General features: G+C 31.3%; 26 protein-coding genes and 1 other annotated feature. Of the genes, 6 read left to right on the plus strand and 20 right to left on the minus strand.

The features are described 5' to 3' along the window. Nucleotides 1–67 precede the first annotated feature (67 nt). The 8 genes from JNO63_RS07460 to JNO63_RS07495 form a co-directional block, all read right to left on the minus strand. Nucleotides 68–463 carry a hypothetical protein gene (locus tag JNO63_RS07460; protein WP_203128107.1) on the minus strand — a complete coding sequence of 132 codons (396 nt, stop codon included), beginning with the start codon at nt 461–463 and terminating at the stop codon, nt 68–70. Next, on the minus strand, nt 463–1182 hold the full coding sequence (locus JNO63_RS07465; protein ID WP_203128109.1) for a YdjY domain-containing protein: 720 nt from the start codon (nt 1180–1182) through the stop codon (nt 463–465). The genes JNO63_RS07460 and JNO63_RS07465 overlap by 1 nt, the downstream gene beginning before the upstream one ends. A gap of 73 nt (nt 1183–1255) precedes the next feature. Beyond that, nucleotides 1256–2320 (minus strand): methyltransferase domain-containing protein, encoded by a 1065-nt coding sequence (locus tag JNO63_RS07470; protein WP_203128111.1) that lies wholly within the window; start codon nt 2318–2320, stop codon nt 1256–1258. A gap of 58 nt (nt 2321–2378) precedes the next feature. Beyond that, complete coding sequence (arsS, locus tag JNO63_RS07475) at nt 2379–3332, minus strand: arsenosugar biosynthesis radical SAM (seleno)protein ArsS (protein ID WP_203128113.1); 954 nt, start codon at nt 3330–3332, stop codon at nt 2379–2381. Then, on the minus strand, nt 3333–3671 hold the full coding sequence (locus JNO63_RS07480; protein WP_203128121.1) for an arsenosugar biosynthesis-associated peroxidase-like protein: 339 nt from the start codon (nt 3669–3671) through the stop codon (nt 3333–3335). 131 nt (nt 3672–3802) lie between these two features. Continuing rightward, nucleotides 3803–4339: a GNAT family N-acetyltransferase gene (locus JNO63_RS07485; RefSeq protein ID WP_203128123.1), complete on the minus strand. Its 537-nt coding sequence runs from the start codon at nt 4337–4339 to the stop codon at nt 3803–3805. Nucleotides 4340–4351: 12 nt separating this feature from the next. Further along, nucleotides 4352–5158: a type I methionyl aminopeptidase gene (map, locus tag JNO63_RS07490; protein WP_203128125.1), complete on the minus strand. Its 807-nt coding sequence runs from the start codon at nt 5156–5158 to the stop codon at nt 4352–4354. 45 nt (nt 5159–5203) lie between these two features. After that, on the minus strand, nt 5204–6001 hold the full coding sequence (locus JNO63_RS07495) for a nitroreductase family protein (RefSeq protein WP_238390496.1): 798 nt from the start codon (nt 5999–6001) through the stop codon (nt 5204–5206). Between the two features lie 73 nt (nt 6002–6074). Between JNO63_RS07495 and JNO63_RS07500 the strand changes: the two genes are divergently transcribed. Next, the gene (locus JNO63_RS07500; RefSeq protein WP_203128129.1) at nt 6075–7874 is read left to right on the plus strand and encodes an ATP-dependent helicase; all 1800 of its coding nucleotides are present in this window, start codon (nt 6075–6077) and stop codon (nt 7872–7874) included. 52 nt (nt 7875–7926) lie between these two features. Further along, nucleotides 7927–8436, plus strand: a complete 510-nt coding sequence (locus JNO63_RS07505) for a type 1 glutamine amidotransferase domain-containing protein (protein ID WP_203128131.1) — start codon at nt 7927–7929, stop codon at nt 8434–8436. 74 nt (nt 8437–8510) lie between these two features. On the opposite strand, the gene JNO63_RS07510 is transcribed toward JNO63_RS07505, so the two are convergent. Further along, nucleotides 8511–8675, minus strand: a complete 165-nt coding sequence (locus JNO63_RS07510; protein WP_203128133.1) for a DUF4177 domain-containing protein — start codon at nt 8673–8675, stop codon at nt 8511–8513. 37 nt (nt 8676–8712) lie between these two features. Between JNO63_RS07510 and JNO63_RS07515 the strand changes: the two genes are divergently transcribed. Further along, nucleotides 8713–9426, plus strand: coding sequence for a heparan-alpha-glucosaminide N-acetyltransferase domain-containing protein (locus JNO63_RS07515; RefSeq protein WP_203128135.1), 714 nt, complete (start codon nt 8713–8715; stop codon nt 9424–9426). Between the two features lie 27 nt (nt 9427–9453). On the opposite strand, the gene JNO63_RS07520 is transcribed toward JNO63_RS07515, so the two are convergent. The 10 genes from JNO63_RS07520 to JNO63_RS07565 form a co-directional block, all read right to left on the minus strand. After that, nucleotides 9454–10065, minus strand: a complete 612-nt coding sequence (locus JNO63_RS07520; RefSeq protein WP_203128137.1) for a DUF4230 domain-containing protein — start codon at nt 10063–10065, stop codon at nt 9454–9456. A gap of 78 nt (nt 10066–10143) precedes the next feature. Next, nucleotides 10144–11028, minus strand: a complete 885-nt coding sequence (locus tag JNO63_RS07525) for an SDR family oxidoreductase (RefSeq protein ID WP_203128139.1) — start codon at nt 11026–11028, stop codon at nt 10144–10146. 62 nt (nt 11029–11090) lie between these two features. Continuing rightward, the gene (gene trmB / locus JNO63_RS07530) at nt 11091–11717 is read right to left on the minus strand and encodes a tRNA (guanosine(46)-N7)-methyltransferase TrmB (RefSeq protein WP_203128141.1); all 627 of its coding nucleotides are present in this window, start codon (nt 11715–11717) and stop codon (nt 11091–11093) included. Between the two features lie 59 nt (nt 11718–11776). Next, nucleotides 11777–13123, minus strand: coding sequence for a branched-chain amino acid transport system II carrier protein (gene brnQ, locus JNO63_RS07535; protein WP_203128143.1), 1347 nt, complete (start codon nt 13121–13123; stop codon nt 11777–11779). Nucleotides 13124–13188: 65 nt separating this feature from the next. After that, complete coding sequence (locus tag JNO63_RS07540; protein WP_203128145.1) at nt 13189–13683, minus strand: GAF domain-containing protein; 495 nt, start codon at nt 13681–13683, stop codon at nt 13189–13191. Continuing rightward, complete coding sequence (locus JNO63_RS07545; protein ID WP_203128147.1) at nt 13680–14285, minus strand: hypothetical protein; 606 nt, start codon at nt 14283–14285, stop codon at nt 13680–13682. Before JNO63_RS07545 ends, JNO63_RS07540 begins: the two co-directional genes overlap by 4 nt. Further along, nucleotides 14282–14632, minus strand: a complete 351-nt coding sequence (locus tag JNO63_RS07550; RefSeq protein WP_203128153.1) for a Spx/MgsR family RNA polymerase-binding regulatory protein — start codon at nt 14630–14632, stop codon at nt 14282–14284. Before JNO63_RS07550 ends, JNO63_RS07545 begins: the two co-directional genes overlap by 4 nt. A 51-nt stretch (nt 14633–14683) precedes the next feature. Continuing rightward, nucleotides 14684–14965 carry a DUF503 domain-containing protein gene (locus JNO63_RS07555; RefSeq protein ID WP_238390497.1) on the minus strand — a complete coding sequence of 94 codons (282 nt, stop codon included), beginning with the start codon at nt 14963–14965 and terminating at the stop codon, nt 14684–14686. Nucleotides 14966–15178: 213 nt separating this feature from the next. Continuing rightward, nucleotides 15179–15331: a hypothetical protein gene (locus JNO63_RS07560; RefSeq protein ID WP_203128157.1), complete on the minus strand. Its 153-nt coding sequence runs from the start codon at nt 15329–15331 to the stop codon at nt 15179–15181. 222 nt (nt 15332–15553) lie between these two features. Further along, nucleotides 15554–16624: an FAD-dependent oxidoreductase gene (locus JNO63_RS07565; protein ID WP_203128159.1), complete on the minus strand. Its 1071-nt coding sequence runs from the start codon at nt 16622–16624 to the stop codon at nt 15554–15556. Between the two features lie 127 nt (nt 16625–16751). Further along, nucleotides 16752–16987, plus strand: a binding site (T-box leader). A 76-nt stretch (nt 16988–17063) separates the two neighbouring features. Between JNO63_RS07565 and JNO63_RS07570 the strand changes: the two genes are divergently transcribed. Continuing rightward, complete coding sequence (locus JNO63_RS07570) at nt 17064–18212, plus strand: 5-methyltetrahydropteroyltriglutamate--homocysteine methyltransferase (protein WP_203128161.1); 1149 nt, start codon at nt 17064–17066, stop codon at nt 18210–18212. Nucleotides 18213–18249: 37 nt separating this feature from the next. On the opposite strand, the gene JNO63_RS07575 is transcribed toward JNO63_RS07570, so the two are convergent. Beyond that, on the minus strand, nt 18250–19626 hold the full coding sequence (locus JNO63_RS07575; RefSeq protein WP_203128162.1) for an alanine/glycine:cation symporter family protein: 1377 nt from the start codon (nt 19624–19626) through the stop codon (nt 18250–18252). A gap of 366 nt (nt 19627–19992) precedes the next feature. Here JNO63_RS07575 and JNO63_RS07580 point away from each other — a divergent pair, with 366 nt between their 5' ends. Both JNO63_RS07580 and JNO63_RS07585 read left to right on the plus strand, forming a co-directional pair. Further along, nucleotides 19993–20145: a hypothetical protein gene (locus JNO63_RS07580; protein WP_203128164.1), complete on the plus strand. Its 153-nt coding sequence runs from the start codon at nt 19993–19995 to the stop codon at nt 20143–20145. Between the two features lie 244 nt (nt 20146–20389). Next, nucleotides 20390–21364: a leucyl aminopeptidase gene (locus tag JNO63_RS07585; RefSeq protein WP_203128166.1), complete on the plus strand. Its 975-nt coding sequence runs from the start codon at nt 20390–20392 to the stop codon at nt 21362–21364. Nucleotides 21365–21445 lie beyond the last annotated feature (81 nt).

Consider the following 21445-nt stretch of genomic DNA (forward strand, 5'->3'; position numbering starts at 1 on the left):
CATTCCGCTTAAAATATTATTAAGTTATTCCGTGTTTATGGGTTCAGCTCATTTAAAGATCCTGCTTTTATTTTGTTTTAATTTTTTCTAAAGACTTACTTTTTTTATAATAATCATAATAAACCAAAAGACTTGTAACAATTATAATTATTATTAAAGATACCTTAAAGTCTTCAATACCTATTGGTAAATAAAAGGCATCTCTAAGCTCATACGAAACTCTTGGAAATTTACCAAATATAAAAACTAACACCATAATAATTTCACCAATTAAAATTGGTTTTATAGTCTTAAAATCCCTGCTTATTATGAATATCAGCATTATGATAAAACTAGCATAGACAATATGTCTAGCATGGATTCTCATATCTAGCCATACACTTAGGCTAATTAAACTAGTTGCAAGTGCAAATAGAATGATTGAGCTTAATAAGTATCTTGCAATTTTTGTTAAAGTTTCCATTATCCTTTAATTGAGTATACTATAGCAATTGGAGTTCCATCTTCTGGAGCTAGTTCTTCATTTAATCCAAATTCTACAGTTTTTGCTTTTTCAACAGATCCGTATGGATAGTTAGCGTTTGATGTAATACCAACTGTACAAGAGTCTAGGCAAGATAAGCAGCCTGTTTTCTTATCATTTGCTCTATCAAGGTTACCTGTAAATCTTAAGTCAACTCCTTTACCGTTTGGATCTACAATAAAGTCATTTACATCAACCCCATCTTCATTTCCTTCCCAGTAAAGTGTTACATCAAGTGGTGTACCTTCAGATGTTGTTTCTTCTGCATTTTCTGGTGTCATATTGTTGCCTGGTTCAGCTCCGATATCTAATAAAGCTTGATGGAAATCAGCTGGTGCTGTATATGATTTAAATACTGGTTTATCAGCAAATTTACCTGTTTCAGAGACCACTAAGTGTCTTGTTGACTCTGTTAAAAATTTACCATTAAAGTTTGCATATATTGTAACTGTTTGGTTTTCTTTATCAACTACGATATTGTTATCTTTGCTTACACCTTTAATTTCTTCTGCCACTTCTTTAGTACTATCAGATGACTCTGTAGTTTCAGTTTTGTTTCCTGCAGCATCTTCTTTTGGTGCTGCATCTTGATTAGAACAAGCTGTTAGTATAGCTCCTGCTAAAGCTAAAGTTAGAAACAAATTCTTGTAATTTTTCATATTACTCTCCCTTTATAAAATGTTATTTAATATATAATATATTTTATCACGATCAAGAAAAAAACACAACAATTTAACAGCAACAAGCTTCTCCACTTTCTCCATTATCTGAATTGCTAGATCCTGAAGTTGCACATCCTGCAAAGGCACCAAAGTGTTTTTCTCTATTACCTATGATTTCAAAAAACTTATTATATCTAGTTTCTTCAAGCATAGCAGCTGTATTGCCACAAACTAATTCTGGCTTATTTAGGAAAAATCTATGGTGGTCATCAAGGTCAAAGTAAAATTTATTTTCCTTTATGCCGCCCTTATAGATAGCAATTTGTCCATAATCTTCACATATGTCTTCCATAAGATCTGGTATTTTAAAGGCACTAATAGTATCAGAATAAAAGTTGATATCACCTACTAAATCTTCTATATTTTTATTTCCTATACTTTGCTTAGCGCTTGATAAATATCTAAAGTCAGCCCAACCTATCTTAGTCATTAGCCTTCTAAAATCTTCCCTATACATAGCCCCACCTAGACATTCTCCTCTAAGGGTTTCGTTTTTGCTAGTTTCTTCTGGGATTCTTCTATCAGCAAATATGTCTGAGAAGAATAGCTCTCCACCACGTTTTAATACTCTCCATATTTCTTTAAAGACTTCTTCTTTAAAAGGAGAGAGATTTATAACACAATTTGAAATGACTACATCAACTGATTCATCTTCTATTCCAAGTGATTTTAAATCTTCTATATATCCCTTATGAAACTCTACATTTGATTTGCTATAGCCAAATTTTTCTGCCATCTCGTCTTTGTATTTTTTTGCAATTTCTAATTGGCTATCTGTCATATCAACACCAATCACCCTACCATTTTCACCGACTAGTTTTGACAATATATAACAATCTAGGCCTGTTCCACATCCTAAGTCAAGGACAGTTTTGCCTTCAATAGCCTTTGGTATAGGTGATCCACATCCATAAAAACGAGTAATAATTTCTTCTGGCAATTCTTTTCTGATTTCTTTTAGATAATCAGGCATTGCATCGCTTGCACATGAGCAAATATTAGTTTGCATTTTACCTTCATCTTCTGTAGTAATCTTACTATAGTAATTGCTTACTTTTTTTCTTAAATCTGACATAAAACCTCCTCAAATAATATATTAACTCTTTAGGAGTAAACTACTCCAAAGAGCCACCTCAGGAAGAGCCCGCTCCTGCTGTACAGCTGTAACAATGATTTGCTGTAACTATTGGTCTATTTTCTAAATCATTTACTGTAATATCAAATATAGTTTTATTTTTCCCTTTTATACCAAGACCTAGGGATAGATTAAAGTCACAATCATGGATAGTGCCATCATAATCAACTGACAAAGTCGACCTGCACATAACTTCTTCGATAACTTCATCATTAAAAGAATTGTATAAGCGATTCATATACCTATCAAGATTGCGAGATTTATCTAACCATTTTCCAAAATTTCCTATAGGTGAATTTGTAATTGCAAATAAATCATTAAATATTATGCCATAATCTTCTTTTAGTTTTACCCTGTATACTTGCTCTAACTCTTCCTCTGATTGGGGAATCATGGCACCAGAAGGATTATAAACTAGGTTTAGATTTAAATAAGGGTCTTTTCCATAACCCAATTCATTTAATATTTTTAAAATTCTTATAGAATCCTCAAAAACTCCTAGGCCCCTTACCTTGTCAGTTTTTTCTCTCTCATAAAAAGGCAAACTTGCTATTATATCCAACTTATGATTTCTTAAAAACTGAGGAATATCCTTATAATCTTCTTTGTTATAAATAGTAAGATTTGATCTAATCATTACATTTTTATTTAATTTGCTAGCTTCTTCTACCAGATACTTAAAAACCCCACTCATTTCTGGAGCCCCACCTGTGATATCTACCGTACTAAAGTTATAAGATTTTAGAAGCTCTACACATTTTTTGGCCACATCCACACTCATATCTTCTCTTCGATTTGGATTACAGGAAAGATGGCAATGTTTACATGAGAGATTGCAAGTTCTGGTTATATTTAATTGTAGGATATCAATTTTGTTTTTAGTCTTAAGCTTATAACCTACCCTATCGTCAAATTTTGAAACAGTTTGATTTACTTTTTTAAAATAATCCACTTAAAATTCCAAATCATCTATGATATTTTTCATTTGAACACTAGTTACAAGAGTAATACCTGCCTGCATAGCACTTGCTACGTGAACTGCTTCCATCATTTCTTCTTTACTAAGACCTAAGTCTAAACATTTTGTAGTATAGGCATCTATACAATATGGGCATTTTTCTGCATGAGCTACTGCAAGGGCTATTAGAGCTTTTGTTCTTACAGAAAGTTTGCCCTCAGCCATAACATTTGAATAATAATTTAAGAAATCGTCCCAATGGTCTTTATGCAATTCGGCTAGATCACCGCTATTGAATTTATCTAAATCAGATTTGTTAAAATATTCACTCATTTTAATCTCCTTATATTTTATTAATATACTATGTATTAAATATAATTATACAATATGTGAAAAGGTTTGGCTAACTTATAAACCTTAAAAGTTTATAAAACAAAGGGTCTTAGTAAATTAAACTAAGACCTCTAAATATCAATTGCTTTTATATTTTCATTTATATAATCTTCTTCAAAAATATTTAAGTAAGTATCCATATATTCATCAAGGCCAGCATCTTTTGTAGTTGCCATTAGTTCCATTTCTATACCAAAATAGTTTATGTTTTCTTCTAGTACATTAAAACCATTTTTGATATAAAAAGCCTTTCTTCTATTTCTTAGGGCAAAGTCATCTGCATCTTTAAATCTTGTACTTTCAATTTCGATAATCAAATCTTCGTACTTTACTTTGAATAGTTTTAAAGCTTCGCTACCCATCCCCTGGCCTCTATATTTTGGATCTATCGCAAGATATGAAAGTAAATGAATATTTTTATTTAAATAAATTACAGCCATACCGACTTTATTTTCATCTTTACTTAATATTAAAATATCTATCAAATTTTGCTCAAAAAAACCATATAAAATATTTTCATCAATTCGTTCATCTTCGGGAAATGATGATTGATATAGTTTTTCAAAATATTCTTTATCTTCTTGTGTTTTTACTTGTTTTAATTTCACTGTACCCTCAAATTAAAATTTATAGTTTTCAATAAATTCTAAATCAGATTCGTTTAAGGAATATTTACTTTGATCTGTAATTATTTCTGGACCATCTTCATGGATTATTAATTGATGCTCAAATTGACAAACATTTGACCCATCTTTTGTTTTTGCCACCCAGCCATTATCTTCAAGTTCCATAGGCCAGTTTCCACTTGCAATCATTGGTTCGATTGTAAATACCATTCCTGCTTGAATTCGCGGTCCACGATGAGCCTTACCGTAGTGTGGAACTTGTGGATCTTCGTGCATTTCCTTGCCTATACCATGTCCTATAAAATCACGGATAACTGAAAAATCATTTTCTACTTCTGCATATTCCTGTATAGCATGCCCAATATCACCTATTCTATTTCCAACTTTTGCTTCTTTTATCGCTCTATTTAATGAATCTAATGTCACATCCATTAGTTTTTGATCTCGTTCTGATAATTTGCCGATTGCATATGACCAACAAGAATCAGCTAAACCTCCATTATATTCGATAACATTATCAATAGAAACTATATCTCCTTCTTTAAGGACATAGTCGCCAGGAAAACCGTGGCATATTTCATCATTAACAGAGATACAGAGCGTATATGGAAATCCACCATAGCCTAACTGAGCTGGTATTGCCTTTTTATGCTCTACTATAAATTTATTTGCAAAGTCATCAAGCTCTTTTGTTGTCATACCTTCTTTAATAACTTTTTTAATAGCAAGATGGGTTTGGCAAAGAATTTCTGCAGCTTCTCTCATCTTTTCAAAATTATTTTCTGTATATAATCTAATCATATTTACCTTTCAATTAAAATAAAGCGACTAAAAGCCGCCCTATCATTATATTTTCTTTGTTGCTATATAAGTGTATTTGTCAGATGAAATTTGTGGGCTTAATTCCCATCCACTTGTCATTGCAAGGGATTTTCCAAGTTCATCTATATAATACATTATTATACCAGCATCGATTAGATTTACATCTCCCTTAAAGTTTTCTATATATAGATTGATTTCATCATCTACAATTACAAATCTCCAAGGTTGTTCGTTATGAGTTGATGGTGCAAATTTTGCATAGTCAAAGATGTCATTTAATCCTCTTTGTTCTAGGTCTTCATCTGTTGCTTGTGTATCAAAATCACCAAGGAAAACTAAATCTTCTGTTGGTTTTCTATCATCATATCTTTGTTGGTGCACTCCATCATCTAGTGGATATCCAACAGCCAATAGTAGATTTACATCTCCATCAGTGAAGTTAAAGGCAGATTGTTTTACAGTTGCATCTACATCATTTACTGTAATCCAGCAAGATCCAAGACCAATTTCGTTAAGTTTTGTGATGATCTCTTCCATACCATAAGCACCTTTTACAATAGATGCAGGATTTGTATTAAGCGCATTTAGCGCAATGTATGCAGGAGCTTTAATCATGATTCCCCTATAACCTGCCACTCCTTTAAGAGCATTAAATACAGATTCTCCATCTGTATTTACTAAAAAAGAAAGATCATCTTTACCAAGTTTTTCTGCCTCAGCATCCACGATTTCATAAATTTTTTTAGTTGTATTTTCATCTAATTGTATGTCTTTATAATCTCTAGTTGAAGTTCTAGATTTCAAAAAATTTGTTGTAAGCATTGTTACCCCCATTTATGTATTCTAATACAATTTTACCATATTTTAATAAATTTTTATATGGTATGATAATTATATGAAACTTACAGAAAAACAAATTCAAGCTGCAAATCATATAAATGGTCCATGTTTAGTTCTTGCAGTGCCTGGAGCTGGCAAAACAACCATGCTTTTAGAGCGAATAAAAATATTAGAAAAGCAAGTAGATCCAGCAAAAATTTTATCACTCACCTTTTCTAGAACCCAAGCTTATGATATGAAAATGCGATTTGAATTAGAAAATGATACAAAATCAAATTTTATGACCATACACGCCTTTTGCTATTTGATCATTAGAAATTATTATAAAAAATCAAATAGAGAACTTAAGATATTAGAAAGTGATGATAGCTATAATAAGTACAATCTTATCCAGAAAATTTATTTTGATATCAATGGCAAGTTGATGTCACCAGAAGATTTGCGAAACTTTTTTACAGATATTGGTTACATGAGAAATAGTTTGTCAGATATCACTTATCTAAAAAATTCTCAAATAAAAAATATTGAGAAAATATATTTTGCCTACGAGAACTTCAAAAAAGAAAATTCCTACATAGATTTTGATGATATGCAGACCATTGCATTAAGTTTATTAAACGAGCATCCAAACTTACTAAAATCTGTAAAAAATAAATACAAATATATCCAGCTAGATGAAGGTCAAGATACATCTATCTTACAATTTAAAATCATAGAAAAAATAATTTATCCAGAAAATAATCTAATGGTAGTTGCAGATGATGATCAATCCATATATTCATTTAGGGCTGCAGAACCAAACTATTTATTAAATTTTAAATCCACATTTCCAAATGCAAGAATAATCACCATGGATGAAAACCACAGATCACAGGCTAACATAGTTAATGTAGCAAATGATTTTATAAGACAAAATCAAAATAGATATGAAAAAAACTTATTTACAAATAAGAAAGCTACAAATAAAGTTCATAAAAATTATGCAAAAGATAGCAAAGATGCTTTTACTTATATACAAAAAAATATTGAAGATGGAAAAACAAATGCAATTCTTTTTAGAAATAATATCTCATCACTTAATTTAGTAAGTTTTTTAATGGATAAAAATATAGATTTTGCAGTTAACAATGGATCCACCGATTTTTTTGATTCTAAAATTTTAAGAGATATGATAAATATTATTAATTTTTCTAACGATTTTAATAATGTTGAACTTTTTACAGAAATATATTATATGGTAAAGACATACCTGACCCGCGAAGAAGTTGAAAAATTAGAATTAAAACCTAAAAATTATTCAGTTTTCGATTATCTTCATGAGTATATAAATGAAGAAAAAGCCTATGAACTTTTAAGAAAAGAAAAAGAATTTAAAAATTTGCAAACAAAGACATTGGATAAGCAAATTGCATATATCTACAATACCATGGGCTATAGAGATTATATAAAAATGTTTTCTAATAAATATTATGAAGTTGTGTTAAATAAGGATTTGTATATAGAAAGTATAATTAATTTTACCAAAGACTTAAATAATTTAGATGAATTTTATAGCAAAATAGAAGATTTTGAAAAAATCTTAAATAGGCGCAGCAAATCAAACATTATCCTTTCCACCATCCACAAATCAAAGGGTCTTGAGTATGATAATGTGTTTGTAGTAGATTTAGTCAAAGGTGAATTTCCTATGATTTTTGATTATAAAGACAAATTAGATCGACTAGAAGAAGAACGCAGGATGTTTTATGTTGCTATGACTAGGGCTCGCGACAATCTCCACCTTATTTCTTTAAAATATCGTAATAATCATAAGGCCTATCCTTCCGAATTTTATAATTTTATTACAAATAAATAATTTGGGTATAAATAAAATGAACATGAAACTTTGTGTTTTAAAGGAGAATATAATGAAAAAAGTAGCAATACTAATTGAAAATAAATATGAAGAACCAGAACTAATTTATCCATATTGGAGACTTAAAGAAGATTACGAAGTTGTACTTGTTGGTACAGAAGCTAATACAGAATATGTTGAAAAAGCTGGTGGATATAAAATGAAATCAGATATCGCAAGTTCTGATGCAAAAGCAAGCGACTTTGACGCAGTATATATTCCAGGTGGTTTCTCACCAGATGCTATGAGACAATCAGAAGATACAGTAAATTTTGTAAAAGAAATGCATGAAGCTGGAAAACTAATTGGTGCAATTTGCCACGGGCCATGGGTATTAGCAGAAGCAGATATCCTAGATGGAGTAAAAGCAACATCAGTAAAAACTATAAGCACAGACATTAAAAATGCTGGTGCAAACTGGGTTGATGAAGAAACTGTTGTAGATAATAACATTGTTACAGCAAGAACTCCAGAAGACCTACCAGTTCACCTTACAAGATTTGTAGAAGAACTTGGAAAATAATATAAAAATTTAGCCCTCCTGGGGCTTTTTTATTTGCTAAATTTCTCTTTCAAATATAATTTTGTAGTAGTTTATCATAAATAAACCTGCTTTTTTTTGGGAACAACTAAAACTTGGACCAATCTCCAACCATCCTTAGCATGATTCACTATTGCTTTTTCTACTTGCTCCATATTATTATCTTGACTTTCTTTTAATCCATTACTGAGTATAACTTTTTCAAACTTATACTCAAACATAAGGCCTCCTAGCTAGTTTTTATGTTATAATATTATCATGAAAAGAAATCACAATCTAGATAAGTGGCGTGGATTTACTATTATATCCATGGTGCTTTTTCATTTAATCTATAATATAAATTATTTTTGGCAAATTGATTGGTATGATGGGACTATTTTCAATAAATTTTGGCAATTATCAATTGCTTGTTCGTTTTTTATCATATCAGGCATTACATCCAATTTTCTTACTCCAGAAAGAAATATAAAACGTGGAATAAAAACATCTTTGATTGGCTTTGCAATTACAGTTATTACCTACATTGCAGCGCCTAGTCAGTTTATACTTTGGGGAGTATTAAATGGACTTGGTGCTTCTATGATTATAACGGGTCTTATCCAATATTTTACAGATATTTCACTAAAATGGGCCATAGTTTTTTTATTGCTGTTTGTAACTAGCTACAAAGTTCCAAGAGGGATTCTTTATGAAAACCAAGTTTTTAAAAATTTTTATGATCTAAATTTTTTCTATTTAGGTTTTCCCTCAAATGACTTTCATTCTACAGATTATTTCCCAATTATACCTTGGGTATTTATCTACATTTTTGGTTTTTACTGGGGCAAGTCTTTAAAAAACAAAAATTTTTATGGTAAATATGGCAAGGATAGTACATTAGCAAAAATTGGTAGATACGCTATGCCAATTTATCTAGCCCACCAAATAATCTTATATCCTCTTGTAACTTTGATTTATAATTTTGCAAAATAAAACTAGGAGCTTATTACTCCTAGTTTTTTATTTTACAGTTAATGTGTATTCTTCTTCTATTATTGGATTTAACAATAATATTTCTTTTACAGCCTTTAAAGTTTGATCTTTTGCTTCTTTTAATAAGCCTTTATCAATGGCTTTTTTTTCTACTTTTGCTTCTTCTTCTTTTCTAAAATTTGAGTAGTCTTCTAATTCTAAGGGATTAAATATAGAATTTTTCTCATCATAAAACATAACACTATCTTCATCTATGTCATGGCTAAGTATTTTTGTTTTCGGCAATGTGACACTTATAGATTTTGCCTCTTGATTAATATTTACCTTTGCCTGATCAAGGTCGACCCCTGCATGAATTTCTCCTTCGTAAGTATACAAGAATCTTTTTGTGGTAAATGGTATGGTCATACCATGAAATTGTTGACTATTTTCAAATGAGGCTATATTTTTATAATGATATTTTAAAGTAGTAAGCTCTTTTGCTTCCTTTAAGGCTGATTCTACAGTTTCTGAACTTATTTTTGTGTCTTCTTCTACATTAAAGATACTTTTTGCAGTAAAAAAAGTTAACAATATAAGGCTAGCTACTATAATAGCGCTAATAAGCCCTTGTTTAAATTTACTTTTATTTTTATTCATTTTAATTCCTTTGTTTATTATTTTATAATATTATACTGCATATATTAATAAAATGTAGGCAGGATTTAAAATAATAAATTATATTGTTCTAGTACCACCTGTTATACCAAAAACTTGACCAGATACATATGAGCTATCGTTTGATGCTAAGTATACATAAAGAGCTCCTAGTTCTGCTGGCTGGCCAGATCTTCCTAAAGGTGTTTCTTGACCAAAGTTTTCTATATCGTGATTTCCATCATCTAATTGAAGAGGTGTCCAAATTGGTCCTGGCGCAACAGTATTTGCACGGATTCCTTTTGATGTGAAATAATCAGCTAGACCTTTTGTAAATGTAAGTACTGCTCCATTACTTGTTGCATAATCTAACAATTGTACAGATGGTTCAAAAGCTTGCATAGAAGAGGTTGTTACAATAGTTGCACCTGCTTCAAGATATTTTTCAGCAGCTTTTACTGTTTCAAACATGGAAATAATATTGACATTCATAGTATCTCTAACTTGCTTCATTGACAATTCTTCTAAGGATTCAGAAACTATTTGTTGAGCTGAATTAAGAACTAAGATATCAAGATATTCAAAGGCTTCAATTGTTTTTTCTACAAGATTAGCTCCAGTACCTTCTTCTCTAAGATCTGCTGGGATAATTAATGCTTTTCTTCCTTCTGCTTCTACTAATTCTTTTACTTCCTTTGCATCAGCTTCTTCAGCTGGGAAATATTGTATGGCAACATTTGCACCTTCCCTAGCGAAAGCTATGGCTGCTGCACGACCTATACCAGAATCTCCCCCAGTTATTAGGGCATTTCTTCCCACAAGCTTACCATGACCAACATAAGATTTTTCGCCGTGGTCTGGTTTATATGTCATTTCAGCTTCCAAAGCTGGTGTGTCTTGTTCCGCTTCCTTATATCCTTGGGTATGATATAGGGTTCTTGGATCTTTTAAATATTTATTTTTCATTTTTGCATCCTTTCTTATCCTTTATGTATATTTACCCAAGTTTTTTTATAAAAAAACTAAGTTTATTTAAACTTAGTTTTGGCGTAATATATTGGTTTTTGACGATCTCTCCATTTTCTTTCGTATTCTGTGACTATGGATTTTTCTTCTGGTAAATCAAAATTTGATTCTAAGACTTCCATTCCAAAATCCTCATAATATTTTAATGAATCTTCAAAAAATGATAAGTCATCTGTTTTTTGCTCGATGATACCATTTGATTTTATTATTTTTTCGTATCTTTCGAGAAATCTTGGATGGCTTAAGCGTCTCTTATGGTGTTTTGTTTTAGGCCATGGGGTAGAAAAATTGATATAAATGTAGTCTATTTCGTTTTCATCAAAGGTATCAGTTAATTCTTCTGCATAATCAACTAAGCCAATGACATTTGTAAGTTCTTGTTCAATTATTTTTCTACTTGCAATTACAAAAGCATTTGTATTCATCTCTAGTGCAATAAAATTTATATTAGGATTAGCTTTTGCTTTTTCTATGATAAAGTCTCCCTTACCTGCCCCTATTTCTAGGTGGATTGGATTATCATTAGCAAAAATTTCGTGCCACTTACCTTTCATATCTCTTGGATAAAAAAACACCCTATCATTTTCTTTCATTTCTGGTATAGCATTTGGTTTAAATCTTAATCTCATATTATCCTCACAAAAAATGGCAAGCCTTGCTCCATCGAGCTATTTGCCTGTAGTGTAAATTATTTTACTTTTTTTCTACTTTTATCAATCATATAACCTATGATAAATCCAATAATAGCAGGAACTATCCAACCAAAACCTAATTCAAATCCAGGTAGATATCTTTGAGCTATGCTTAGGATACTTGTTATAAAAGTACTTTTCGATAAGCTTTCTGGTAAATTTACCAATAAGTCAAAGAATGCCGCTAAAGCTGTAAATGCTAAAGTCCACTTATAGATTATTTCTTTTTTGCCAGTTTTTATTGAGATCATCGATAAAAATATAATGGCAATTGAAAGTGGATATAAGAACATCAATACTGGTAATGATAGCGAAATAATCCTACTAAGTCCAAGGTTTGCTATTAAAAACGAAACTATGGAAAAAATTATGCAATATTGCTTATAAGATATCTTAAATGAAAGCACCTCGCTAAACATCTCAGAGCATGCAGAAATTAGTCCAATAGCTGTTTTTAAGCAAGCTATAAAAACAATCAAACTTAAAAGAATGTGCCCAGCTGATCCTAAATAATGACTAGCAATTTTTGCAAGTATTATCGCTCCATTTTCTCCACCATCCATGATGTGAGCTGAAGCTGAACCTAAAAAAGCAAGAGATGTATAGACAACCCCCATGCCAACTAAACAAACCAAACCAGCCTTTAAGGTTTCTCGTCCAATATCAACTGGATTCTTTACTCCTAAATCTTTAATAGCAGATATAATTAAAACTGCAAAAGCAAGGGAAGCTGGTGCATCCAAGGTATTATAGCCATCAATAATACCAACTGTAAAAGGACTATTTTGATACTTATCAATAGGTTCTACACTTGCTAGAGGACCCATAGGCTTTACTAGTCCCAATATAGCAATTATTGCTAATAAGATTAAGAATATTGGAGTCATGTATTTTCCAATAGTATCTATTAAATCACCCTCTTTTACCGCAAAATAAAAGGCAATTAGGAAAAATACTAAGGAGAATACCAATAAAACTACAGCATCATTAGCTCCAAAGATCTCCTTAAAGGCAACTTCATAAGAAACGGTCGCCGTACGAGGGATTGCAAAACCAGGCCCTATTGTCAAATATAGCAAAATAGTGAAAAAATACGCAAAAAAATTGCCAGCAGGTTTTGCTGAATCAAACAAAGATTGGCTATCACTAAGACCAGTAGCAACTATACCTAGTATTGGTAGCCCCACACCCGATATCAAAAATCCAATGGTAACTGGTGTGAGATTAAATCCTGATCTTTGTCCTAATTCTAGTGGGAAAATAAGGTTTCCTGCTCCAAAATATAGGCCAAATAAAAGTGAGCCTACTAGTAAAACTTCTTTAAAACTTAATTTATTTTTCATAATTTATCCTTCCTTTATCTGGATAATTATATCAATAAAACTTAAATTTTACTACACAATAAATATTAAAAAGGGTGTATTTTTTTCTCTATTAGTTTTCCAATTTTTGAAAATCCATCTAGCTCTATATCAGTAAATCTATTTTTTATTGGACTATCTAAATCAAGAACTCCATATACTTTGTCTTGGTAAAAAAGTGGTATAACAAGCTCGCTTTCTGATGCACTATCGCAAGCTATATGATCAGCAAAATCGTGCACATCATCTACCTTTGTAATCTCTTCATCCCTAAAAGCTTTAGCACAAACTCCCTTATCTAAAGCTAATCTTGTACAAGCAGGCAGGCCTTGAAAAGGACCTAATACCAATTCATTTTCTTTTAAAAAATAAAATCCAGCCCAATTTAGATTTTTTACACTTGCCATTATAAAACTAGAAATATTACTCATTAGTGCAAGGCTATCAAGCTCATCATCCAATTGTATTTTTATAAAATTTATTAGTTCATCCATACGTTCTTGATCCGATAATTTATCCAATCCTTTTAGTTCAAAGCTCATTTTTCTCTCTTTCCATTACTTAACTTATCTATCAACTTTTCATTCTCTCTAATGGTATTATCAATTACTTGATCTAAAAAATTATCAAAAGCCTCTTGGCCATATGAGTCGACCAAATAGGTTTTTAAATCGTGAATCAGTTCATAATTATTGATACCATTTGGATTTTCAGTGACTATTACATCATGTGTTATGGCCACATTATTTTTTTCATCAGCAGTATCCCTTATTTTTGTATCAACTATTTCAAATTCTGCCCTTTGATACCTGATTTTTACCGGACTATCATCTTGCATAAGAAAAACTTTGAGATTATCATTTATTTTTAATTCCCTATCAGAAGAATATGTCTTTATAAGCCCCATTATTTTTTCTGCAGTATTTTTATTATAAAAAAATTTATTTAAAGCTTCCTTATCATCTGTTATAAGCTCTGATAAATCCTTGGTTGTTGTATCAAGTGTTTTAATTCTCTCAGATACAATCTCTGTTTTATTTTGCTTTTGTCTTAAGGGCAAGGTTTCCACAAAATAGTATAAAATTAATAATACAATAAGATAAACAATATATCTTTTAGTCTTATTTTCTATTTTAAATTTCATAGACTTTCTATATATTTTTTGACATCTGGTCCTACGAAAATTTCTCCATCATCTGTAAAAAGGATTGGTCTTTTTACAAGCATGCCATCAGTTGCAAGCAATTCATAAGCTTCATCATTGCTCATTTGTGTCAATTTATCTTTGATATTATTCTCCCTATAAATTTTACCTGATGTATTAAAAAATCTTTTGATTGGTAGCTGTGTTTTCTCATGCCATTGTTTTAGCTCACTTGCACTTGGGTTTTCTTCTTTAATGTCTCTATAATCATAAGAAATATTTTTTTCTTCAAGCATTTTTTCCACACCCTTGCAGGTTGTACATTTTTTATAGCAAATTATTTTCATGTTTTCCTCCTCAAAAAAGATAAGTATATGATATCATCATACCCTTATGATCTAAATTCTTTCTATTGAGTAGTTGGTAATTTCTACTGGATAATTATTTTCTATTCTTTTTAGCAAGTTTTCTAGGATTTCCTTTGCCTTATAATTTTGATTTGAGATAGTCACAAATCCTAGGTGGGCAAAATTTTTAATATCATTTTCTGAAATCTCAGCTGATGATATTTTTAAAGTATTTCTTGCATAATCAATAATTGACTTTACTACTTTTCTCTTATCCTTTAGGCTAAAGCTATCATAAATCTTAATTTCTATATCTAAAAGATAAATATACATCAATCTTCCTCCTTTTTTGTAAGGACTTTCTTCACAGAATTATAAAAAACCAGGCAAAGTTAGGGCTGGTAAAGCGTCTCCTATAAATAAAACATGTCTAGCAATTCACAGTTATACCAAACTAATCTCTAATCCATTTTAAAGTTGGACTTTCTGTTGTATGATTAATAGCATATATGTCTCCATCTGTTGTAGTAATTGACTTTTTGACTTCTAGATTTTTCTCATAAGCTTATTAAAGTTTGGAGCGTATTCTGAAATTAAATACTCTAGTGGTATCAAAAGACCATGGCTAACGCATTCCACTTCTTCGGCAGTATTTAGAATGCATGGTCCATTAGCATATAATATCAGCGATTTAGCCAATCTTTCAGCTCTTTAACTCAAGTCGGATCAAGGTGTATCCTGCTGATATAGTAAATGCAAGGTTTACCAAGGTTCCCACAACTGTATAAATAAACGAAAAATATATCAAAGATAATTAATCAAATCCCCAAGTTTTTGATAAAAATATTCTTATATCTAAGCTATAAACATATACAAATTTAAATTTTTTAATAAATATATATACGAATTATAGGTTTACAGCTATATTTTCATATAGTCTTTATCGATTTTATCCTTAATTTTCCAGGAAATTTTTCCATAATTTGATAGACTACCATAATTTGACATGGCTCTTTTATTGCCACAATTGATTATCTGTAGATACTTTTTTTGGGGTTTGTAATTTATAAAATCATTATCTCCATTTATAAGTTTTAGCAAATTTTGGTAAAGTATAGGTGCTTCGCGTATAGCATATACACCTGCTTTTGGCATAGTAGGGTATTCTTTTATACTTGCTGCATCCCCCATAGCCAACACATTTTTATCAGCAAATAGTTTATTATTTACTGCAAGATAATTATTATTAAAAGTCATGAATCCATCAAAATTAATATCTGGTCCGCAAAAACCTGTTGTAATAAAAGCAAAGTCAAAATCATATATATCATCATTAGTATGGATCTTCTTGTCTTTTATCAGATTAACTCTCTGGCCTGTGATAATTTTAATAGACTTAGTATCTAAAAGCTTTTTTAACTTATTTTTCGTACTCTTATTAAAATTTTCTAATATATCCTTTGTGGTCATGATAGAAATTTCTGCTTCAGGAAAGGCTGCCCTGAAGGCAAGGGCAAGCTCCACCCCAGAGGCCCCCGCTCCAATAAAACTAATTTTTAGTCTTGGATTTTTTCTGTACATTTCACTTACCCTATCTTTTGCATCTATAACATTTTTAATAGGTTTTACCATACATACATCTTCAGATTTTATTGAAAAATTAATATTTGAAAGTGATCCTAGATTTATTGATAAAAAGTCATACGGATATTCACCCTTACTCGTAATAACTTTTTGATTAGCTTTATCTATGGCTATAATCTTTTCTTCAATATATCGAACATTTGCCATTTTAGAGAGTTTTGCTACATCAAATGATATATCTTGCTCAGTATATATCCCCTCGATGAAACCAGCAAGCATGCCAGAGTAATATTGTTTTTTAAAATCTGTAATCAGTAATATTTCACAGTCAAGTAACGGATTTCTAATCAAATTTTTAAGAACATTTATATGCCCATGGCCTCCGCCAGCTAATATAATTCTCTTCATAATCTCCCACCTTAATTATTATATAAACATTATACTAGACTTATACATTTAATAATTATTAATTTTTTTAAATCTTCATACTAAAATATTTGACAAACAAAATTAAGCCCCTATAATGAACTTAGAAATAAAAACGTTGATGAGAAAAGTAGCTTTGCTAAGACCTACCCAGAGAGGCTAAGTTTGGTGAGATTAGTCTAGGGATAACAAAGCGAAAATGGCCTCTAAGTTGATTATCCGAATTTTTAAGATAATCCGTGTGCGCACGTTACAGCGATAGGGTATAAATTTGTACCTGATGAGTTATTAATTGTGAAATTGATATAAAATTAAGGTGGTAACACGAGTGACCTCGTCCTTTATAAGGACGGGGTCTTTTTTTATAAAGATTTTGCATTTAGCGTTTTATTTCTAAAAAATTTTAATAAAGGAGCTAATTATGAGCGAAAGATTTTTAACAGTAGGATCGTTACTAAGAGAAGAAGAGTTATTAAAATACAAAAACGAAATAGAACACAGAGATGACATCACTTATCCATTTTACAATGACATTGAAGGCTATAAGGAAGCTGAGGATAATGCTGTAAAAAAAGTAGTAGATGCTCAAATTGAGCATGGCTTGCCACAAATAACTGATGGAGAATATTCAAAATCTCTATGGCATCTTGACTTTGTCTGGGGTCTACATGGGGTAAAAAGATTTATCGATGAAAGTGGATATTTCTTCAGAGAAAAAGACAATGAAGAAAAATACGAAACCAGAAAAGATATAGGAATAAAATTAACAGATAAACTTAATGGTAAAAATCATCCATTTATTGATGACTTTAAAAGACTAAAAGAGCTTGCCGGCGATAAAAAAGTCAAACAATGTATTCCTTCCCCATCACACATTTATGGTGAGCTATCTCTATTTGGAAGACTAGATGATGGCTATTATGCTAGAAAAATTGACGAATTTGAAGAAGACCTTAAAACATCATACAAAGAATTTTTAGATGAATATAAAAACGCTGGCGGTGAAATTATCCAATTTGATGATTGCTTGTGGGAATTATTTTCAGAAGATAATGAGGATTCACCATTTTCAGAAGATTCTACACAAGCAGAAAAGAAAGAACTAGCATTAAAATTTATAAACATTAACAATGATATAATCGCCTATGCCCATAATCTAGGACTAAAGGTTTATACCCACAATTGCAGGGGAAATTATGACTCTAGATCTATGAGTGATGGCTCCTATGAGTCCATAGCAGATTTATTCTTAGAAAAGCAAAACTATGATAGGTTTTACCTAGAATGGGATGATGAAAGAGCAGGATCTATAAATGCCTTAAACGCTTTTAAAAATAAGGATAATGAAGTAGTTTTAGGGTTACTTTCCAGTAAGACAAATACCCTAGATGATGAAAAAAGAGTAAAAGAACTTTTAGAAAAAGCTAGTCAAATCATCGACAAAGATAGACTTTATCTCTCCCATCAATGTGGTTTTGCATCTTGTGATGGAGGTAATGAACTAACCATAGATGAGCAATGGCAAAAAATTGACCAAGGACAAAAAATCGCCGAAGAATTTTGGGGATAAAAAAAGTGTAAGGAATCTTCCTTACACTTTCTAATAATTAATATAGACGGTGCTCTTCGCCCCTATCCCATACTGGTTCTTCTATACCTTCATCAAGTTGTTTTTGATAGTCTTTTAAAACTACTTTTACATCCTTAAATAATAAGAATAAGCATATTACGTTAATAAACACTACTATACCAACAAATACGTCGATGAATCCCCATACTATGTCTAGATCCATTTGTGTAGCAACTAAGAACATGATAAAGGCAATTATTCTATAAATCCAAAGTGGCCATTTATAATTTTTGCCAAAGATTAAAAGGATGTTGCTCTCACCATAGAATAAGTCAGCAATTAAGGTTGTAAATCCAAATAAGGCCATTGAGAAGAATACTAGCCATCTACCTATTTGGCCAAATTGAGATTGGAAAGCATCTTGTACTAGTAAGATACCATCGTGACCATTACCAGCTACCCCTGTTAATAGAATGGCAAATGCAGATAATGAACAAATAATAATTGTTGTTACAAAAGTACCAAACATAGCTAGGAAACCTTGTTCAGCTGGGTGTTTTACATCTGCTGATGCGTGCATGATACCAGCTATACCGTTTCCAGCATCATTTGAGAATAATCCACGAGCAACCCCATGTCTAAATGCTTCTGTAATAGTATGTCCTGCTAGACCACCTACTATAGCTTCTGGTTTGAAAGCTCCTCTAAAAATTAAGCCAAACATAGCAGGTACTTCTTTAATGTTAGTTATAATAATAAATAAAACTGCTAAGATATAAAGACCTGCCATAAAAGGAACAACATTTGATGAGAACTCTGTTAGTCTTTTTACTCCTCCAAATGTAATTACAGCTGCTGCAATAGTTACAATTATTCCAGGCCAGATAGGATTTGCATTAACAACCCCTGTAAAGGCTTGACCAATAGAGTTTGATTGCATAAATGCAATACACAAACCTACACCTAAAATATAGAAAAATGCAGTGAGAATAGCAAAACCACGAGATTTTAGTCCATATCGTACATAGTAAGCAGGACCTCCCCTGTATGTACCATCTTCAAGCTTTACTCTGTATAATTGACCTAAAACGGTTTCTGCAAAGGTTATTACCATTCCTAAAAGAGCAGTAATCCACATCCAGAAAATTGCTCCAGGACCACCCCAAACGATAGCAGTAGCTACCCCAACAAGAGATCCAGTACCTACCTGGCCTCCAACTGCAGTTGCAAGAGCTGCAAAACCACTGATGTTATCACCAGATTTTAAGTTTTTCTTCAAAACTCTATTAATGTTACCAGCATATTTGAATTGTGGGAAGCCTAGTCTTAGGGAATAGTAAAGACCAACAGCCAATAATATGTACCCGATAACGTTATCCCACATCCAATTGGCAACGCCGATTATATTTTCCATATAACCCTCCTTTATAAAACTATTTCTTGTGCACAAATACCCCTCCATTATATATAATCTATCAAAAAAATACAAGTCATAAATTAATTTACAAATCAAATTACTATTTTATTTCAAATACAATATTACTTTGTCTAATTAATAAACTATTTAGCTATATTTTTATGGCAAATTTTAAACTTTCTATTTTGCAGCTATAAAGGGTATATTGATAAACATATACTTAATTAAATACTTAAGAGTATAAGGCAATCCACCCTACAAGAATTAAAATTTTGATTTTTTATGCCATAGTTAATGATTAATTAGCCATATATTTGTCATTGTAAAATCAATCCCAAATATAATTTAATATAAGGAGAAAAAATGCAAGTAAATTTTAATAATCACAAAAAAACAAATTTAATAAAATTTGCCTACAAAAATGAAAATAATAATCCATTTTTTAAAGCAAATGCAGGAGAAATTTTAGCAAATCCAAGCGAAAATTTTATATTATTAGGACTTGGAGAAAAGTAAAAGTTAAATCAAGGGTATTTCAAAAAGCAATTTATGATTTAACGAAAAAAGCTATAAAACTTGACTTAAATGAACTTAGCTTTGAAAAAGAAAATATAGATATAGAAAATGAAGAATTTTTAAGCCAAGTAATAGAAGCAGTAAGCCTTGGCTCATATAATTTTGATCACTACAAAGAAGAAAAATGCGGCAAGATAGAATATATTAATTTTACAAAAGATCTAGATGACAAAATTCAAATGCTATTGAACAACAACTAACAGTCCTAGATGCCCAAGCCTTTGCTCGTGACCTTGTAAACCTACGCTCAAATGACATTTATCCAGAAACCCTTGCACAACATGTAAAAGAAAGATTTGCTGATAAGAATGTAAATGTAAAAGTTTATGATGAGGAGCAAATCCGCGAACTAGGACTTACAGCATACTTGGAAGTAGCAAAGGGATCAGACAATCCACCAAGATTTATAGTAATAGAATATCTAAATGAACCTCAAGAACAAAAACCACTAGTATTTGTCGGAAAAGGCATCACCTATGACTCAGGTGGATATTCTATAAAACCATCCGATGGCATGAAAACAATGAATGCAGACATGGGTGGCGCTGGAACAGTAATCGGTGCAATCGATGCCATTTCATCAAACGAACTAAAAGTAAATGTTGTAGCATTTTGTGAAAACTCTATTTCAGGCAGATCCTACAAACCAGGAGATATTATAAAAGCAAGAAATGGATTAACCATAGAAGTAGATAACACAGATGCAGAAGGAAGAATAACCCTTGCAGATGCAGTAAACTACGGAGTGACAGAATACGACCCAGAATTTATAATAGACCTTGCAACCCTAACAGGAGCATGCTTAGTAGCCCTTGCAGAAACCTATACAGGAGCTGTTACAAATAACCAAGAAACTTTTGAAAAACTCCTAGCAGCAGCCAAAGTATCAAACGAAAGAATCTGGCAATTACCAAATGATGACACAATCAGAAAATACAACGAATCTGAAGTAGCAGATGTCAAAAACTCAGGCGGCAGACTGGGTGGCACAATAACAGCCGGACAATTTATAGAGAACTTCATAGAAGAAAAACCATGGGTCCACCTAGACATAGCAGGCACGGCCTACCTATCAAAACCACAGGGTTTGTATGAAAAAGGTGCAACTGGTGTCCATGTCAGAACCCTTTGTAACTTAGCAAAAAAATATAGCAAGTAAATACAAACATAGAAAAAGCTACCATTTATGAGCTGAACCCATAAACACGGAATAACTTAATAATATTTTAAGCGGAATGTA

The organism is Anaerococcus sp. mt242, assembly GCF_016798225.1.
Taxonomy (GTDB): domain Bacteria; phylum Bacillota; class Clostridia; order Tissierellales; family Peptoniphilaceae; genus Anaerococcus.

Coding starts and splice junctions, on each gene's coding strand:
- JNO63_RS07460 (WP_203128107.1), bottom strand. CDS start 463: ATGGAAACTTTAACAAAAATTGCAAGATACTTATTAAGCTCAATCATT.
- JNO63_RS07570 (WP_203128161.1), top strand. CDS start 17,064: ATGAGCGAAAGATTTTTAACAGTAGGATCGTTACTAAGAGAAGAAGAG.
- JNO63_RS07495 (WP_238390496.1), bottom strand. CDS start 6,001: ATGCTTACAACAAATTTTTTGAAATCTAGAACTTCAACTAGAGATTAT.
- JNO63_RS07550 (WP_203128153.1), bottom strand. CDS start 14,632: ATGAAAATAATTTGCTATAAAAAATGTACAACCTGCAAGGGTGTGGAA.
- JNO63_RS07505 (WP_203128131.1), top strand. CDS start 7,927: ATGAAAAAAGTAGCAATACTAATTGAAAATAAATATGAAGAACCAGAA.
- trmB (WP_203128141.1), bottom strand. CDS start 11,717: ATGAGATTAAGATTTAAACCAAATGCTATACCAGAAATGAAAGAAAAT.
- JNO63_RS07525 (WP_203128139.1), bottom strand. CDS start 11,028: ATGAAAAATAAATATTTAAAAGATCCAAGAACCCTATATCATACCCAA.
- JNO63_RS07575 (WP_203128162.1), bottom strand. CDS start 19,626: ATGGAAAATATAATCGGCGTTGCCAATTGGATGTGGGATAACGTTATC.
- JNO63_RS07565 (WP_203128159.1), bottom strand. CDS start 16,624: ATGAAGAGAATTATATTAGCTGGCGGAGGCCATGGGCATATAAATGTT.
- JNO63_RS07515 (WP_203128135.1), top strand. CDS start 8,713: ATGAAAAGAAATCACAATCTAGATAAGTGGCGTGGATTTACTATTATA.
- JNO63_RS07545 (WP_203128147.1), bottom strand. CDS start 14,285: ATGAAATTTAAAATAGAAAATAAGACTAAAAGATATATTGTTTATCTT.
- brnQ (WP_203128143.1), bottom strand. CDS start 13,123: ATGAAAAATAAATTAAGTTTTAAAGAAGTTTTACTAGTAGGCTCACTT.
- JNO63_RS07555 (WP_238390497.1), bottom strand. CDS start 14,965: ATGTATATTTATCTTTTAGATATAGAAATTAAGATTTATGATAGCTTT.
- JNO63_RS07500 (WP_203128129.1), top strand. CDS start 6,075: ATGAAACTTACAGAAAAACAAATTCAAGCTGCAAATCATATAAATGGT.
- JNO63_RS07470 (WP_203128111.1), bottom strand. CDS start 2,320: ATGTCAGATTTAAGAAAAAAAGTAAGCAATTACTATAGTAAGATTACT.
- JNO63_RS07580 (WP_203128164.1), top strand. CDS start 19,993: ATGCAAGTAAATTTTAATAATCACAAAAAAACAAATTTAATAAAATTT.
- JNO63_RS07480 (WP_203128121.1), bottom strand. CDS start 3,671: ATGAGTGAATATTTTAACAAATCTGATTTAGATAAATTCAATAGCGGT.
- JNO63_RS07540 (WP_203128145.1), bottom strand. CDS start 13,683: ATGAGCTTTGAACTAAAAGGATTGGATAAATTATCGGATCAAGAACGT.
- JNO63_RS07465 (WP_203128109.1), bottom strand. CDS start 1,182: ATGAAAAATTACAAGAATTTGTTTCTAACTTTAGCTTTAGCAGGAGCT.
- map (WP_203128125.1), bottom strand. CDS start 5,158: ATGATTAGATTATATACAGAAAATAATTTTGAAAAGATGAGAGAAGCT.
- JNO63_RS07510 (WP_203128133.1), bottom strand. CDS start 8,675: ATGTTTGAGTATAAGTTTGAAAAAGTTATACTCAGTAATGGATTAAAA.
- JNO63_RS07520 (WP_203128137.1), bottom strand. CDS start 10,065: ATGAATAAAAATAAAAGTAAATTTAAACAAGGGCTTATTAGCGCTATT.